General features: G+C 57.2%; 14 protein-coding genes. 11 read left to right on the top strand and 3 right to left on the bottom strand.

Translation table 11 applies throughout. From position 1 onward, the window contains the following. Positions 1-24: 24 nt before the first annotated feature. The gene (locus ERD80_RS03880) at positions 25-681 is read right to left on the bottom strand and encodes a response regulator transcription factor (protein ID WP_227746436.1); all 657 of its coding nucleotides are present in this window, start codon (positions 679-681) and stop codon (positions 25-27) included. 238 nt (positions 682-919) lie between these two features. Between ERD80_RS03880 and ERD80_RS03885 the strand changes: the two genes are divergently transcribed. Further along, entirely contained in the window at positions 920-2,623 is a 1,704-nt protein-coding gene (locus ERD80_RS03885; RefSeq protein WP_021507668.1) for a GNAT family N-acyltransferase, read from the top strand. Positions 2,624-2,879: 256 nt separating this feature from the next. After that, positions 2,880-5,339: an EAL domain-containing protein gene (locus ERD80_RS03890; protein ID WP_136545810.1), complete on the top strand. Its 2,460-nt coding sequence runs from the start codon at positions 2,880-2,882 to the stop codon at positions 5,337-5,339. A gap of 65 nt (positions 5,340-5,404) precedes the next feature. On the opposite strand, the gene ftnA is transcribed toward ERD80_RS03890, so the two are convergent. Next, the gene (gene ftnA, locus ERD80_RS03895) at positions 5,405-5,911 is read right to left on the bottom strand and encodes a non-heme ferritin (protein ID WP_058759556.1); all 507 of its coding nucleotides are present in this window, start codon (positions 5,909-5,911) and stop codon (positions 5,405-5,407) included. A 457-nt stretch (positions 5,912-6,368) separates the two neighbouring features. On the opposite strand from ftnA, the gene ERD80_RS03900 reads away from it, so the two are divergent. From ERD80_RS03900 to ERD80_RS03910, 3 genes are read left to right on the top strand one after another with little or no spacing between them, the layout of a single operon-like run. Continuing rightward, positions 6,369-7,037: a nucleoside recognition domain-containing protein gene (locus ERD80_RS03900; RefSeq protein WP_088516041.1), complete on the top strand. Its 669-nt coding sequence runs from the start codon at positions 6,369-6,371 to the stop codon at positions 7,035-7,037. Continuing rightward, on the top strand, positions 7,027-7,500 hold the full coding sequence (locus ERD80_RS03905) for a YjiG family protein (protein ID WP_136545812.1): 474 nt from the start codon (positions 7,027-7,029) through the stop codon (positions 7,498-7,500). Before ERD80_RS03900 ends, ERD80_RS03905 begins: the two co-directional genes overlap by 11 nt. Before the next feature lie 10 nt (positions 7,501-7,510). Next, a complete protein-coding gene (locus tag ERD80_RS03910) occupies positions 7,511-8,614 on the top strand; it encodes a M20 peptidase aminoacylase family protein (RefSeq protein WP_058759555.1) in 1,104 nt (367 codons plus the stop codon). 6 nt (positions 8,615-8,620) lie between these two features. Here ERD80_RS03910 and ERD80_RS03915 read toward each other — a convergent pair whose 3' ends face one another. Further along, complete coding sequence (locus tag ERD80_RS03915; RefSeq protein WP_136545814.1) at positions 8,621-9,235, bottom strand: hypothetical protein; 615 nt, start codon at positions 9,233-9,235, stop codon at positions 8,621-8,623. Between the two features lie 315 nt (positions 9,236-9,550). Between ERD80_RS03915 and prfC the strand changes: the two genes are divergently transcribed. The 6 genes from prfC to deoC all read left to right on the top strand — a co-directional run bounded on the left by prfC (position 9,551) and on the right by deoC (position 15,447). Beyond that, a complete protein-coding gene (prfC, locus tag ERD80_RS03920; protein WP_021507661.1) occupies positions 9,551-11,140 on the top strand; it encodes a peptide chain release factor 3 in 1,590 nt (529 codons plus the stop codon). Between the two features lie 259 nt (positions 11,141-11,399). After that, complete coding sequence (osmY, locus tag ERD80_RS03925) at positions 11,400-11,990, top strand: molecular chaperone OsmY (RefSeq protein ID WP_021507660.1); 591 nt, start codon at positions 11,400-11,402, stop codon at positions 11,988-11,990. Between the two features lie 98 nt (positions 11,991-12,088). Continuing rightward, the gene (locus ERD80_RS03930; protein WP_007893192.1) at positions 12,089-12,250 is read left to right on the top strand and encodes a DUF1328 domain-containing protein; all 162 of its coding nucleotides are present in this window, start codon (positions 12,089-12,091) and stop codon (positions 12,248-12,250) included. A 178-nt stretch (positions 12,251-12,428) separates the two neighbouring features. After that, positions 12,429-13,481, top strand: a complete 1,053-nt coding sequence (locus ERD80_RS03935; protein WP_031279725.1) for a DUF6363 domain-containing protein — start codon at positions 12,429-12,431, stop codon at positions 13,479-13,481. After that, positions 13,478-14,254 carry a TatD family hydrolase gene (locus ERD80_RS03940; protein WP_136545815.1) on the top strand — a complete coding sequence of 259 codons (777 nt, stop codon included), beginning with the start codon at positions 13,478-13,480 and terminating at the stop codon, positions 14,252-14,254. Before ERD80_RS03935 ends, ERD80_RS03940 begins: the two co-directional genes overlap by 4 nt. Before the next feature lie 413 nt (positions 14,255-14,667). Further along, complete coding sequence (deoC, locus tag ERD80_RS03945; RefSeq protein ID WP_058770662.1) at positions 14,668-15,447, top strand: deoxyribose-phosphate aldolase; 780 nt, start codon at positions 14,668-14,670, stop codon at positions 15,445-15,447. The last annotated feature ends 107 nt before the right edge of the window (positions 15,448-15,554 follow it).

Raw genomic sequence — 15,554 nt, forward strand, 5'->3', positions numbered from 1 at the left:
CTGGCGGACCGGGCCGGGTTTGACTCACACCAGATCATTGGCGCGCGCCGCCGTATTAATTCCGCTAATCCCTTTCAGGCCGAGCTTGCGCAGAATTTTAATTTTATAAGTGCTAATGGTTTTACTGCTCAGCTGTAATTGTGAGGCGATCTCTTTATTACTCATCCCGGAGGCCAGTTTCACCAGCACAATCAATTCGCGGCGCGTTAAACTCATCAATTTCTCGCTTTCAATCAGCTCGGCGGCATCCGCCGCACTGTGCGTGACCGGATAAAAACGTTTTCCGCGCTCGACTTCTTTTATTGCTGTCAATAAAGTTTCCAAATCGCCGCGTTTACACACATAGCCTTCTACCCCTAACTGCAGGCAACAGCGTTGATAAAACAGGCTTTCTGAGGCGGTAAAAACAATGATTTTTTGCTGCGGCAAAATACGTTTAATGTCGGCAATCAGCGGAATGCCCGCGCGGCCGGGCATGGTCAGGTCCAGCAGCACCACGTCTGGCTGCGCATGATGTAATTCGCTAATCAATAAATCGCCTTTGTTGGCAATGCCCGCAACCGAATAGTCATAAGCGTGCAGCAGTGCCTGAATACCCGCACAGATTAATGGGTGGTCATCAACTATAAATACCGAATGAATCATATGTGTAGTCCAAAAATAAACAAAAAAAGAACGCAAGGAATAAACACCGATGAAAATTCATTAGCAGAGGTGTGACCAGATTAATTCATGGGTCTTAAGAATAAGATTTAAGTCCTGTCTGGAAAATTCTCATTTAAGGTAAATTTGACTTTTTTATGCGCCAGCACAAAGCGCGTCGATACTTTTTCCTGTCCGCATCTGCCGTGGTCATAAATCTGAAAACAAGCCGTTTTAACGTCAGGGGAATAAACCGCTGCGTATAAAAAGGTGCACCATGTTTTCCGTTGACCAGCTTCTCAATACTTACTGGCCAGGCCAGCAGCCAGCGCACTGGCAGAAAAGCCTGCTGAAGTGGGCGGTGCGTGAACAGGAGTTTCAGGACTTTGCCCAGCGCTATCCGCATCTGAAAGGGGTGGATATGGTGGAGCAGGTGCTGGAACACCTGGATGTGCGCTGTGAGCTCAGCGAACGCGACCTTGAACAGATCCCGACGCACGGGCCGGTAGTGATCGTCGCCAACCATCCGCTTGGCGCGCTGGACGGCCTGGCGCTGCTGGCGGCGGTATCGCAGGTGCGGCGCGACGTGAAAATCGTTGCCAACCGCATGCTGATGATGCTGGAACCCATCAACAACCTGATGCTGCCGGTGGATAACATGGGCAACCGCACCAGCCGCGAGCAGCTGACGCGCATGCAGCAGCATCTCGACAACCAGGGCGCGCTGATTATCTTCCCGGCCGGTGAAGTCTCGCGCCTGTCGAGCCGCGGCGTGCGCGATCGCCACTGGCACCACAGTTTTCTGCGCCTGGCTGCCCGCGCCCGCGCGCCGCTGGTACCGGTGCACGTGGTAGGACGTAACAGCCTGGCGTTTTACGCCGCGGCGAAGGTGGCGGCACCGTTGGCGCTGCTGATGCTGGTGCGCGAAATGTTCCGCCAGCGCGGCACGCGCATCAAACTGCATATCGGCGAGCAGATTCCCTTCGCCAACTGGCACGATGGCCATACGCCGGGCAAAGAGCTGGCGAAGCGGCTGCGCAAGCATTTGTACCGCATCGGTCAGGGACGGCGCGGTCTGTTTCTTACCGAAGCCGCCATCGCCCGCCCGGAAGATCGCGCTGAGCTGAAAAAAGCGTTGCTGGAGAGTGAACGGCTCGGGACGCTGCCGGACGGCAAACAGATTTACCTGTGGCGGCGCAACGGGGCCAGCTGGGTGCCGCTGCTGCGTGAACTGGGCCGGCTGCGCGAAATCGCCTTCCGTGCGGTGGGCGAGGGCAGCGGCAGGCGGCGCGATCTCGACAAGTATGACGATGATTACTATCACCTGATTTTATGGGATGACGAGGCGCTGGAGATTGTCGGGGCCTACCGTTTTATTCCCGGCGCCGAGCAGCTGGCACGGCGCGGGCTGCAGGGCATCTACAGCGACAGCCTGTTCCACTATGACGAGCGCATGCTGCCGATTATTCAGCAGGGGCTGGAACTGGGGCGCAGCTTCATTCAGCCGGCCTACTGGGGCAAGCGCGGGCTGGATTATTTATGGATGGGCATCGGCGCTTACATTGCGCGCTATCCGCAGACGCGCTACCTGTTCGGTCCGGTATCAATCTCCGGCACCATGCCGCTGGCGGCGCGCGATCTGCTGGTGGCATTTTACCGTCTCTACTTTCCGACCGATCTGCCGCTGGCGAAGTCGCGCCGCCCTTATCCGGCGTCGCTGCCGGAGGTGCTGGCGCAGTTCACCGGCGATAACTACGCCGACGATTTGCGGCGTCTCAAGCATTTGCTGGCTAATCTCGGTACCGCGATTCCGACGCTGTACAAACAGTATTCGGAAGTGTGCGAGCCGGGCGGCGTGCAGTTTATCGATTTCGGCAGCGATCCGGATTTCAATCACTGCATTGATGGTCTGGTGCTGGTCGATCTGTCACGCGTGAAACCCGCACGTTATGAGCGCTATATCGGCATGCATTTAACCTGAACGCGCCAGATGACGTCAGTTAATGCCACCTGACAGCACGCCGCCGGAGAATCTCCGCGCGGCGTGCTGTCAACTTTGCGCAATAAATCCACTATCCCACTGAACATTTTCTCGCCACTGCCGATAACCACACTACCAACTTTTGTCTGCGGATGATTTGCGCTTGTAAGCGATGCGCTTTTGCGTTTAAGTCTGCCTGAAGATTAAGAATTATCTTAACTGCGCATCGAGACCAGGCCAGCATAGGCGAACAACAATGAACAATAACTCTGACGTAATGTACCGGCTACTGGTGCAGAGCGTGGTGGATTACGCCATCTACATGATTAAGCCGGATGGCACGGTGGCTAACTGGAACATCGGGGCGCAACGCGCCAAAGGCTATACCCCCGAAGAGATCGTCGGGAAGAATTTTGCGCTGTTTTACAGTGAAGAGGATCGGCGCAACGGCGCGCCGCAGCGCGGTCTGGCCATCGCCACCGCCACCGGGCGCTATGAAACCGAAGGCTGGCGCTATCGCAAAGATGGCAGCGCCTTTTGGGCGCATGTGATCATCGACGCGATTCGCGATGACGCCGGCAAACTGATCGGCTATGCCAAAATCACCCGCGACTGCACCGAACAGCAGGCGCTGCTGCGCAAGCAGCGTGAATACGAGAAAACCTTCCGCCTGTTAGTGGAAGGCGTGACGGATTACGCCATCTACATGCTGGATTTACAGGGCCGGGTGGTGAACTGGAACGCCGGCGCGCAGCGCGCCAAAGGCTACATGGCTGACGAGATCGTGGGCCAGCACTTCTCCGTGTTCTACGGCTCACCGGAACGTCAGGCGCGCACGCCGGATGCCAATCTGGGCATCGCGCTGAAAACCGGTCGCTTTGAGGACGAGGGCTGGCGCTACCGCAAAGACGGCTCGGCCTTCTGGGCGCATGTGGTGATTGACGCGATTCATGATGAAGAGGGCAAAATGATCGGCTTTGCCAAGATCACCCGCGACGTCACCGAGCGGCGTGAGCACGAGCAGCAGCTGCTGCGCGCGCGCGATCTGGCGCAGGCGCAGAGCGCCAAAATGTCGGAGCTTTCCGGCTTCCTCGACACCATCATCAGCAACATTCCCTCCTGCGTGATCGTCGAAGACGCCATCAGCCGCGAAATCCTGATGGTCAATGACAAAGCCGAGCAGCTGTTTGGCTTCAGTAAGTCGCTGATTATGCATAAGCGGCCGCACGAATGTATGTCGGCGGAACTGAGTGATTACTTCAACAGCCTGGCGGATATCGCGCTGCGCAGCGAAGGCATTCACGCGCGCGAGCAGCTGTTACTGACCGCCGGCGGTGAGCGGGTGCTGCACACCCGCGCCACTACCATCAGCGGCAAAGACATGCGGCAGAATTACGTTATGCTGATTGTGGAAGATGTCACCGATCAGCGCGAAGCCGATGCGCGCATTCGTCACATGGCGCATCACGATAATCTTACCAGCCTGCCGAACCGCATCCTGTTTCGCCAGAAGCTGAGCGAGGCGCTGCGTGTCGATCAGCAGCAGGGCCAGACCAGCGCCACGCTGTGTCTCGATCTGGATAACTTCAAGAACGTGAACGATGCGCTGGGGCATCAGATCGGTGACGATCTGCTGCGGGTGGTGGCGAAGCGGTTGCGCAGCGTACTGCGCGATCAGGACACGCTGGCGCGCATCGGCGGCGATGAGTTTGCCATCGTGCTGCCCAACGTGCGGAATGCCGATGAGGTTGCGATTGTGGCGCAGCGCCTGATCGAGGCGATCCGCCCGCCGGTGAATGTTGAAGGCCACAACCTGTCGGTCGGGCTGAGCGTCGGCATTGCGCTGACCTCGCAGGCCACCAATACGCCGGAACATATGCTGCGCTGCGCCGACATGGCGCTGTATGAAGCCAAGCGTAACGGCCGTAACCGCTATGAGCACTTTACGCTGGAGATGGATAATGTGGCGCGTAGCCGCCGGGTGATCGAGAACGATCTGCGCGAGGCGATCACCGGACGGCAGCTCAAGCTCTACTATCAGCCGATCACCAACGAGACCGGCATCATTGGCTATGAGGCGCTGATGCGCTGGCATCATCCGATTAAAGGATTGATCATGCCGAATGACTTCATTCCGATTGCCGAAGAGACCGGGCTGATCCATATGCTCGGCGCCTATGCGCTGTACGAAGCCTGCCGCGAGGCGCAGAGCTGGGAAACCGAACAGTCGGTGTCGGTCAACCTGTCGCCGCTGCAGTTTAAGAACAGCTCGCTGGTGTCGGTGGTGGAGGGCGCGCTGCGCGAATCCGGCCTGGCGCCGCATCGGCTGGAGGTGGAGATCACCGAATCGGTGCTGCTGGATGATACGCTCGGCAATATCCGTACGCTGCAGAGCCTGAAAACGCTGGGCGTGCAGATTGCGCTCGACGACTTCGGCACCGGCTACTCGTCGCTCAGCTATCTGCGTTCGTTCCCGTTCGATAAGATCAAAATCGACAAGTCATTTATCAATGATATGGGCGACAGCCGCGAGGCGCTGGCGATCATCCGCGCGATTACCGGCATGAGCCGCAGCCTGGATATTCAGATCACCGCAGAGGGCGTGGAAAGTAATGAGCAGTTTGTCCGCCTGCGCGAAGAGGGCTGTACGCTGTTTCAGGGCTACCTGTTTGGCCGGCCACAGCCGTCGGAGCTCAGACTGAAGGCGCTGGAGTAAGCACAAAAAAAACGCCCGACAGGGTCGGGCGTTGTGCATGCTGCTGTGCATAATCTTTATTATTTTTACTGGCCGTGGCCTTCGACGTTCATGCGGCCCAGATCTTTGTCCACCAGGAACAGACCTTCGCCTTTGTTGCCCACCAGCGCCAGCTTGTCCAGCACGGTTTTGAACAGCTTCTCTTCTTCGTGCTGCTCGGCAACGTACCACTGCAGGAAGTTAAAGGTGGAGTAATCCTGCGAAGTCAGCGCGGCGTGCACCAGCTCGTTGATTTTGCTGGTGATCAGCTGCTCGTGCTTCAGCGCTTCTTCCAGTACGTCATTCAGCGAAGTCCAGCTTACCGCCGGTGCGGCGATGCTGCCCAGCACCGGCAGTGAACCGGCATCGCTGACGTAGTCAAACAGCTTCTGCATATGCTGCATCTCTTCGCGCGAGTGCATTTTCAGGAACGAGGCGGCACCTTCGAAGCCTTTGTCGCTGCACCAGGCACTCATCTGCAGATAGAGGTTGGCGGAGAAGAATTCGAGATTGAGCTGGTCGTTCAGGCGTGAGGTCATTTCAGCGGTTAACATGGCTGAGTCCTTTTTAATTTGTCAGGTGAAGTACGGCGAATTATGCATCAATCTATACTTTTTTGTGAAGGTTTTTTCGTAAAAAAGTTGAATTTATCTTATTGATTATAAATGGAATTATTCCGCTATTTGAATGCGAAGAATTCTCAATTTTGACTAATTTTCATTCACAGTCCGCAGCACCGTTTTAGTGCAGCTGCGTTGCCTGCTGGCGGTGCAGCGCACAACTGCACCGATCACTTCTTCGCCAGTCACCCCGCCGATAAAATAAGCACTGGCGCAACCAGCAATAAACCTGACACGGCGATTTAAACGCTTATTCTGGCTGCTGCTTGTTACTGAACAAAATTAGCCATAGCGAAATTAAAGAAAGTACGCATTGGCATAAATCCTGCTTGGTTAATAGTTCCGTATATTGCAACCACGTCTGGCAGAAATAGGGCCAGCAGGAGAAAAGATGTCTGAAGAAAAAATCATCGCCGCGCCACAAACGGTCACGGCGAGCGCCGGAAATTATCTCGCGCTGATACTGGCAATACTGTTTTTTTCCGGTTTGCTATATAAGGTCGAAGGCTTTAGCTGGCTGGGCGCGTTTGATTTCACCACGCTGGGCGGCAGCTTTGGCACCATCAAAGAGTCAGGTTCCACCTTTCTCGGCGCCGGTGGCATCAGCGCCAAAGCCGGCTTCCTGTTCGCGCTGTCGCTGGCACCTACTGTAATGCTGGCGCTGGGCGTGCTGGAGATTTTCACCCACTACGGCGCGATTCGTGCCGCCCACACGCTGCTGACGCCACTGCTGAAACCGCTGATGGGGTTGCCGGGACGCTGCGGCCTGGCGCTGATTACCGATCTGCAAAGTACCGATGCCGGCGCGGCGCTTACCAAAGAGATGGCGGATCAGCAGCAAATCGGTAAAAAAGAGCTGGTGGTGATGAGCGCCTGGCAATATTCCGGTGCCGGACTGATCAATAATTATTTTGCCATTGGCTCGGCGCTATTTGCGTCCATGAGTGCACCAATCATTATTCCGCTGCTGTTAATGTTTGTGCTGAAATTCGTCGGTGCGGCATTTGTCCGTTTTGTGTTAAACAGTGTTTATAAGAAGGATTTTGCTGATGTCAAATAACGTACAGACGCGGGTCAATAATAATCCGTTTGATATTTTTATTGTCGGCGCGCGTAAAGGCTTCCATATTGCTATTCACAATCTGATGCCCAATGTGGTGATGGCCTACGTACTGGCGGAAGTGCTGAATCTGCTCGGCATCATGCAGTTTCTTGGCCACGCGTTTGCGCCGCTGATGGGGGTTTTCGGTTTGCCCGGCGAGGCGATTACCGTGCTGCTGACCGCATGGCTGTCATCCTCGGCCAGCGTCGGGGTGGCGGTGAGCCTGATGGCCAAAGGCCTGCTGAGCGGTACCGACATCACTATCCTCGCACCGGCGATTTTTCTTATGGGTTCGCAGTTGCAGTACATGGGCCGCCTGCTGGGCGTCGCTGATGTGCCGAAAAAATACTGGCCGCTGCTGATGCTCACCAGCATTATCAATGCGGTTATCGCTATGTTCGTGATGCATTTTTTTGTTTAGGAGCGAAACGGTGTCCAGAGTTCTCGATCACTACCATTTTCTGCATGAAATCCCCGAGCTGGGGTTTCAGGAAGTTAAAACCTCGGCCTACATCGCCGGCCAGCTGGAACAGGCTGGCATTAAGGTCACGCGCGGCATCAACCAGACCACCGGCATCGTGGCGGAGATCGACAGCGGCGTGCCGGGCCCGGTGCTGGCATTGCGCGCTGACATGGATGCGCTCGGGCACGTGATCGACGGCGTTGCCTGCGCCCGCCATACCTGCGGCCATGACGGCCACTCGTCGGTGGTGCTGACCGCCGCGCAGGAGCTGCTGCAGGAAGGCGCTATTAAAAAAGGGCGGCTGAAGCTGCTGTTCCAGCCGGCTGAAGAGCTGGGGGCCGGCGCGCTGGCGATGATTGAGGGCGGCGCGCTGGATGACGTGGAGATGATCCTCGGCTTCCATTTGCGCCCGCTGGAGGAGTGCCAGGTCGGGCAGGCGACGCCTGCGGTGATCTATTCAGCGTGCAGCACGCTGGAGGCCACCATTAAAGGTGTTCCGGCCCATGCCGCGCGACCGCATCTCGGCGTCAACGCGCTTGATGCGGCAGTCCAGGCGGTGCAGGCGGTGAACAGCATTCATCTGGCACCGGGCCTCACCTGGAGCGTAAAAGCGACGCGCTTCCTGTGCGACGCCGGCGTGACCAACTCGGTGCCGGACGAGGCGCGCGTGGTGTGGGATCTGCGTTCGCAGGAGAACGCGCCGATGGAACTGCTTAAAGAGAAAGTCAGCCAGGCGATTCAGCACAGCGTGGCTGCGCTGGGCGCAACCGCTGAAGTGGTGGTGCTGAAAGAGATGCCGGCGGCGGAAATTGATGCCGATGCCACCGCGCTGCTGAGCGCCGCGATTGTCGATGTGCTCGGCGAGCAGGGATTACTGGCGGCGAAAACCACACCGGGCAGCGAGGATTTCTTCTACTATCCGGTGAAAAATCCACAGGTTAAAGCCGGTTTCTGGGGGCTGGGAACCAATCTGGTGCCGGGACTGCACCATCCGCAGATGCGCTTTGAGCTGAGTTCGCTGGAGATCGGTGTGAAGATCTTCAAGGCGGCAGTGGTGCGCATGCTGGGGTAACGCGCCTCAGCGCGCGCCCGCGCCCACGGTCTGATTCCACACCATCTCATCGAGCAAAATCGAGCTGTGCTGGCTGGTCTCAATCACCATTGAGACCGGCTTCATGCCGGCGAAGCAGAACACTTCGTGGCGCTTTTTGCTGGCGTTCAGGCGACGAAACGCCACGATGCGTCCGGCACGGTTGTAGAAGCGCACTTCGCTAAAGTAGGTGTTGAGACCGATGTAGCTCAGCACCAAATCGTGTAGCGGCGGCAGATCAAACTTCACCAGCGTCTGCCGCTCAATCACCAGCGCGCACTTGTCGCTGTCGGCGTGATACGGTGCTAACGACACCGCGCCCCGGCGGGCAGTGACCGACAGCGCGGCGTCCAGCATGTACGGATACTCCGGGACAAAATGCTGACCGGCAGAAAAACCGGGGCGCGGCGTGAGCAGATAATGCAGGTGCGCCGGCAGGCTGCTGCGGGAAAAATCAGCGCGGCCGGTGGCTGGCACGGCGGCGTTATCCGGCGCGTTGATCAGCAGCATCTCGCCGGGTTTGCGGTACATCTGCGCGGGCGACGACAGGGCGGCGTTTCGGTGCGAAGGGCTGTAGGTATGTGGGTTGAGCTGTAGGGTCATTTTGCTGTCCTTGCCGGGGTGACGGTTCCGGACAGGCATTCTCAGCCAGACATCGCTTAGTGTTTACAAGACATGTCCTGAACTGCGCGAGCATCGTCTCATCCTGCCGCAGATTCCCCCGCCTGCTGAAATATTGTATGCTATGCCGCCTCAATGCTGATGGGATAACCGGACTGCCGCCAATGTAGATCGCACACACCCTGCTGTGACCCGACGCGCATGCGTCGCCATTGGCACCGTTATCCGCCGGACTGGCTCCGGAATGATTTATTCGCAGCGCGCCGCTCGCGCGTTGCCCTGAAGAAGAATTCACTCATGTCTATTGCTCCCTTTTTAGAAGAAGTGGCGCGCCGTCGTACCTTTGCGATCATCTCGCACCCGGACGCCGGTAAAACCACAATCACCGAAAAAGTCCTGCTGTTCGGACAGGCGATCCAGACCGCCGGTACCGTCAAAGGTCGCGGCTCCAGCCAGCATGCCAAATCAGACTGGATGGAGATGGAGAAGCAGCGCGGTATCTCCATCACCACCTCGGTGATGCAGTTCCCCTATCGCGACAGCCTGGTTAATCTGCTGGATACCCCCGGGCACGAAGACTTCTCGGAAGATACCTACCGTACGCTGACGGCGGTGGACTGCTGCCTGATGGTGATCGACGCCGCGAAAGGGGTTGAGGATCGTACCCGCAAGCTGATGGAAGTGACCCGTCTGCGCGACACGCCGATCATCACCTTTATGAACAAACTGGACCGCGACATTCGCGATCCGATGGAACTGCTGGATGAGGTCGAGAGCGAGCTGAAAATCGCCTGTGCGCCGATCACCTGGCCGATTGGCTGCGGCAAGCTGTTCAAAGGCGTGTATCACCTCTACAACGATGAAACTTACCTGTATCAGAGCGGCAAAGGCCACACGATTCAGGAAGTGCGCGTGGTAAAAGGGCTGGCGAACCCGGAACTGGACGCGGCCGTCGGCGAAGAGCTGGCGCAGCAGCTGCGCGACGAGCTGGAGCTGGTGCAGGGCGCATCGCACGAGTTCGACAAAGAGCTGTTCCTGAGCGGCGAAATCACGCCGGTGTTCTTTGGTACCGCGCTGGGCAACTTTGGTGTCGATCACATGCTGGATGGTCTGGTTGCCTGGGCGCCGGCGCCCATGCCGCGCCAGACCGATACCCGCAAAGTCGAAGCCAAAGAGGAGAAGTTCAGCGGCTTCGTGTTTAAGATTCAGGCCAACATGGACCCGAAACACCGTGACCGCGTGGCCTTTATGCGCGTGGTGTCCGGCAAATATGAGAAGGGCATGAAGCTGCGTCAGGTGCGTACCGGTAAAGATGTGGTGATTTCCGACGCGCTGACCTTCATGGCGGGCGACCGTTCGCACGTTGAGGAAGCTTATCCGGGCGATATCATCGGCCTGCATAACCACGGCACCATCCAGATTGGCGACACCTTCACCCAGGGCGAAACCATGAAGTTCACCGGTATTCCGAACTTCGCTCCGGAACTGTTCCGTCGCATTCGCCTGCGCGATCCGCTGAAGCAGAAACAGCTGCTGAAAGGGCTGGTCCAGCTGTCGGAAGAGGGCGCCGTGCAGGTGTTCCGTCCGGTGCACAACAACGATCTGATCGTGGGTGCGGTGGGCGTGCTGCAGTTTGATGTGGTCGTGGCGCGTCTCAAGAGCGAGTACAACGTTGAGGCGATTTACGAGGCCATCAACGTGTCGACCGCCCGCTGGGTTGAGTGCAGCGACGCGAAGAAGTTTGACGACTTCCAGCGCAAAAACGAGATCAACCTGGCGCTCGATGGCGGTGACAACCTCACCTATATCGCCCCGACCATGGTCAACCTCAACATCACGCAGGAGCGCTATCCTGACGTGACCTTCCGTAAAACGCGCGAACACTAAGTTCGCCGTCTTCACCGGGCTGCTGCTTTCTGCCGCCCGGTTTTCTCCGATACAGACTCCTCTTAATTGCGCTGCGGTTATCGCTTTTTGGCGAGATATCAACCACAAAAGCCAGCAAAAGCTGTAATCCCTACTATGATTATTCTGTCGGACGAGAAAACGGACCTGTGGGTCTGATTACGTCCATCACGCAGCAACGTGGTGTGTTGCTGGCGCATTCGCGGTTGCGAGTGGGTTAACTGATAGAAGGATGATATCGATGAATAAGACTAAGATTGCTAAAACCCTGATTGCTGCACTGGCCGGTACTGCGCTGTTAAGCGGCGCGGCAATGGCGGCTGATACCAGCAGCAGCGCGGGTTCCAAAATCGATAGTTCTATGAAAAAAGTCGATGGCTTTATGGATGACAGCGGCATCACCGCCAAAGCCAAAGCCGCGCTGGTGGACGATGAAGCGATTAAAAGTACGGATATCTCAGTAAAAACGCAGCAAGGCGTGGTGACGCTGAGCGGTTTTGTCACCTCGCAGGACCAGGCTGAGAAGGCTGTGGCGCTGGTGCAGAAGGTGGAAGGGGTTAAATCCGTCAGCGACAAACTACACGTCAGAGACAGCAAACAGAGTTCATTGAAAGGTTATGCAGGTGATGCAGCAACCACCAGTGAAATAAAAGCTAAACTTTTAGCAGATGACATTGTGCCATCGCGCAACGTGAAGGTGGAAACCACCGATGGCGTGGTACAGCTGTCCGGGGAAGTGGCGAATCAGGCCCAGTCCGATCGGGCTGAGAAGATCGCCAAAGCCATTGAAGGCGTGAAAAGCGTGAAGAATGACCTCAAGGTGAAATCTTAACGCAACCGGAACGGCATCACCAACGGTGCCGTTCCGTATTAAAAACAGTGATGTGAAGAATAAGCAGTTCGATTTTCACTATGGTAAAGGAGAGGCTTATGTTTCGTTGGGGTATTATCTTTCTGGTCATCGCTCTGATTGCTGCAGCATTAGGTTTTGGCGGTCTGGCGGGTACGGCAGCATGGGCAGCTAAAATTGTCTTTATTGTCGGTATTATTCTGTTCCTCGTGAGCCTGTTTACCGGGCGCAAACGACCCTGACCCACTGCGTTAACCATGTTAACCCGCTAGTCACATAAAGCGGAGGCCAGTCATTGCCACCATTGAAGGTGCGCCGCGACGATTGCAGGATGCGGTTGGTCAGGGAACGACAATGACTGGTTCTCCGGGATGCTGATTGAGCGCCTCCCTCAGAGCAGCAAACACTGAGGGACATCCATTGGGAATACGCATCCCGGTGTCGCTGGACACCTTTGAGCCACTGGCACTCACGCCATTCAAATCCAAAAAAATCGCGCTGGTCTGCGAAGGCGGCGGGCAACGCGGCATCTTCACGGCGGGCGTACTGGATGAATTTCAGCGCGCAGGTTTCAACCCTTTTCAGTTAATGCTCGGCACCTCAGCCGGGGCACAAAACCTCTCAGCCTTTGTCTGTGCCCAGCCCGGTTATGCGCGGCGCGTGATTACCCGTTACACCACCAGTAAACTGTTTTTCGATCCGCTGCGTTTTGTGCGCGGTGGCCACCTGATCGATCTTGACTGGCTGGTGGATATCACTAAACAGGAGTTCCCGCTGGCGCTGAGCAGCGCCGAAAGCCTGTTTGCCAAAGGCAGCGAATTTTACATGTGCGCCTGCCGCAGCGATGATTACAGCGCGCAGTATTTCAATCCCACCAATCTGACCTGGCATGACATCATTAAGGCTTCCAGCGCGATCCCCGGTTTCTACCGCAGCGGCGTGCTGATGGATGGCGTGAGCTATCTCGACGGCGGCATCAGTGATGCTATTCCGGTGCGCGAAGCGGCGCGGCGTGGCGCCGATACTATCGTGGTGATCCGTACCGTGCCGTCACAGATGGCGTATACGCCGAAGTGGTTTAAACGCATGGAGCGCTGGCTGAGCGACAGCGCCCTGCAGCCGATGATCAATATCCTGCATCAGCACGAAGAGAGCTACCGCCAGATTCAGCAGTTTATTGAACAGCCGCCGGATAATCTGCGCATCATTGAGATCTTTCCGCCAAAGCCGCTGGCCAGCATGGCGCTGGGCAGTCGTCTGGCGTCACTGAATCAGGATTATCATCTGGGCCGCCGCAGCGGGCGCTATTTCCTGGCGACGCTGGGCCAGTGGCTGAGCGATGCTGAACCGCTGGCGCGCCCGATTGCCGTGACGCCGCCAGCCGCCGTCGCCAACGCGCCGGATAACCGGCCGGTCAGCACGCCGCCGCTGGCGGGTAATGACGCCGACTACGATGCAGGATCGCTGGCATGAGATTTATCGACACCCACTGCCACTTTGATTTTCCGCCATTTGTCACCGCTGCCGAACACAGTATCGCGCAGGCGGCGCAGGCGGGCGTGGAACGCATCATCGTGCCGTGCGTGGATGCCAGCCGTTTTGCCGTGGTGAGCCAGCTGGCGCAGCAGCATCCGGCGCTGTATAGCGCGCTCGGGCTGCACCCGATCAATATTGCGCAACATCAGGATGACGATCTCGATCGCCTTGAGCAGTACCTGCAAACGCCGGATGTAAAACGCGTGGCGATGGGGGAAATCGGGCTGGATCTGTATATGGAAGCGCCGGATTTTGCGCGGCAAACCCGGCTGCTGGAGGCGCAGCTGAAGCTGGCAAAGCGCTATGATTTGCCGGTGATCCTGCATTCGCGACGTACGCACGATCAGCTGGCGCAGTATTTGCGCCGTCACGACGTGCCGCGACGCGGCGTGGTGCACGGCTTTGCCGGCAGCCAGCAGCAGGCGGAGCGTTTCATCGCCCTTGGCTACGCGATTGGTGTCGGCGGCACTATCACTTATGCGCGCGCCAGCAAAACCCGCCACACCATCGCCAGCCTGCCATTGCAGGCGCTGCTGCTGGAAACCGATGCGCCGGATATGCCGCTGCACGGTTTTCAGGGCCAGCCAAATCGCCCGGAGCGCGCGCGTAATGTGTTCGAAGTATTGTGCCAGCTGCGCCCGGAACCGCCCGATGAGATCGCCGAGGCGCTGTGGCACAACAGCCTGCGTTTGTTCGTGCTGCCGGATTGAGTAATGCTCCTGCGCCTGCCGTCACCTCACTTCATCTAATAGCGCCGTCACGGTTAATCGCCGTTGCAATTTTGCCAGCGGCACAATTTATTGCGCGATGAATCGCGTCGCTGCAACCCCTCTGCCACTTCTGATGATGTGCTGACAACCCCCGCTCTGTCGCAAATTAACTACGCTTTAACGATATCCGATACCTTTTTGCGGCAACATTTGTGATAATAATCACAATCGCATCATGCCGCGCTGTTCGGCAAAATAGCGATTTAATGTGATTAAAATCGCTAAATGCATGTATATCAGAGCGCGGTTTCCTTTTCCTTGTGACAAACCTCGCAATTCCACGCGGCGTGGGTTGTTATAATTATCACATTCTCCGGTGAGCAGATTTCACCGGCCTGACTTTGGAGAGCACCATGACCGATCTGAACGCGGCCGCGCAGCGCGCGCTGCAACTGATGGACCTGACCACCCTGAACGAAGACGACACCGATGAAAAAGTGATCGCGCTGTGCCATCAGGCGAAATCACCGGCCGGTAACACGGCGGCGATCTGTATCTATCCGCGCTTTATCCCGATTGCACGTAAGACGCTGCGCGAGCAGGGCACGCCGGAAATTCGTATCGCGACCGTCACTAACTTCCCGCACGGTAACGACGACATCGACATCGCGCTGGCGGAAACCCGTGCGGCAATCGCCTATGGCGCGGATGAAGTTGACGTGGTGTTCCCGTACCGTGCGCTGATTGCCGGTAATCGTGACGTCGGCTTTGCGCTGGTAAAAGCCTGTAAAGAGGCCTGCGCGGCGGCGAACGTGCTGCTGAAAGTGATCATCGAAACCGGCGAGCTGAAAGAGGAAGCGCTGATTCGTGCAGCGTCCGAAATCGCGATCGATGCCGGCGCGGATTTCATCAAAACCTCTACCGGTAAAGTGCCGGTCAACGCCACGCCAGAGGTGGCGGCGATCATGATGCAGGTAATCCGTGACAAAGGCGTGCAGCAGCAGGTGGGCTTCAAACCGGCTGGCGGCGTGCGCACGGCGGAAGATGCCGCTATCTACCTGCAGCTGGCCGACGACATCCTCGGCAGCGGCTGGGCGGATGCGCGTCATTTCCGCTTCGGCGCTTCCAGCCTGTTAGCCAGCCTGCTGAATACCCTGGGTCACGCTACGGCGACCAGCAAAGCCGGTTATTGATCCACGCGGTCGCTAAAATGGCGGCCCACGGTGTCACTGCCGTCAGGTGCGTATTGCTGCGCATCTGGCGGCTGTCATTCAGCGATAGATCGCTTTTCCGGGGAGGC

Origin of the sequence: Pantoea sp. R102 (assembly GCF_004916815.1) — a bacterium.
Lineage (GTDB): Bacteria > Pseudomonadota > Gammaproteobacteria > Enterobacterales > Enterobacteriaceae > Pantoea > Pantoea dispersa.

Coding starts and splice junctions, on each gene's coding strand:
- ERD80_RS03890 (WP_136545810.1), top strand. CDS start 2,880: ATGAACAATAACTCTGACGTAATGTACCGGCTACTGGTGCAGAGCGTG.
- ERD80_RS03905 (WP_136545812.1), top strand. CDS start 7,027: ATGTCAAATAACGTACAGACGCGGGTCAATAATAATCCGTTTGATATT.
- deoC (WP_058770662.1), top strand. CDS start 14,668: ATGACCGATCTGAACGCGGCCGCGCAGCGCGCGCTGCAACTGATGGAC.
- ERD80_RS03930 (WP_007893192.1), top strand. CDS start 12,089: ATGTTTCGTTGGGGTATTATCTTTCTGGTCATCGCTCTGATTGCTGCA.
- ERD80_RS03940 (WP_136545815.1), top strand. CDS start 13,478: ATGAGATTTATCGACACCCACTGCCACTTTGATTTTCCGCCATTTGTC.
- osmY (WP_021507660.1), top strand. CDS start 11,400: ATGAATAAGACTAAGATTGCTAAAACCCTGATTGCTGCACTGGCCGGT.
- ERD80_RS03900 (WP_088516041.1), top strand. CDS start 6,369: ATGTCTGAAGAAAAAATCATCGCCGCGCCACAAACGGTCACGGCGAGC.
- prfC (WP_021507661.1), top strand. CDS start 9,551: ATGTCTATTGCTCCCTTTTTAGAAGAAGTGGCGCGCCGTCGTACCTTT.
- ERD80_RS03915 (WP_136545814.1), bottom strand. CDS start 9,235: ATGACCCTACAGCTCAACCCACATACCTACAGCCCTTCGCACCGAAAC.
- ftnA (WP_058759556.1), bottom strand. CDS start 5,911: ATGTTAACCGCTGAAATGACCTCACGCCTGAACGACCAGCTCAATCTC.
- ERD80_RS03885 (WP_021507668.1), top strand. CDS start 920: ATGTTTTCCGTTGACCAGCTTCTCAATACTTACTGGCCAGGCCAGCAG.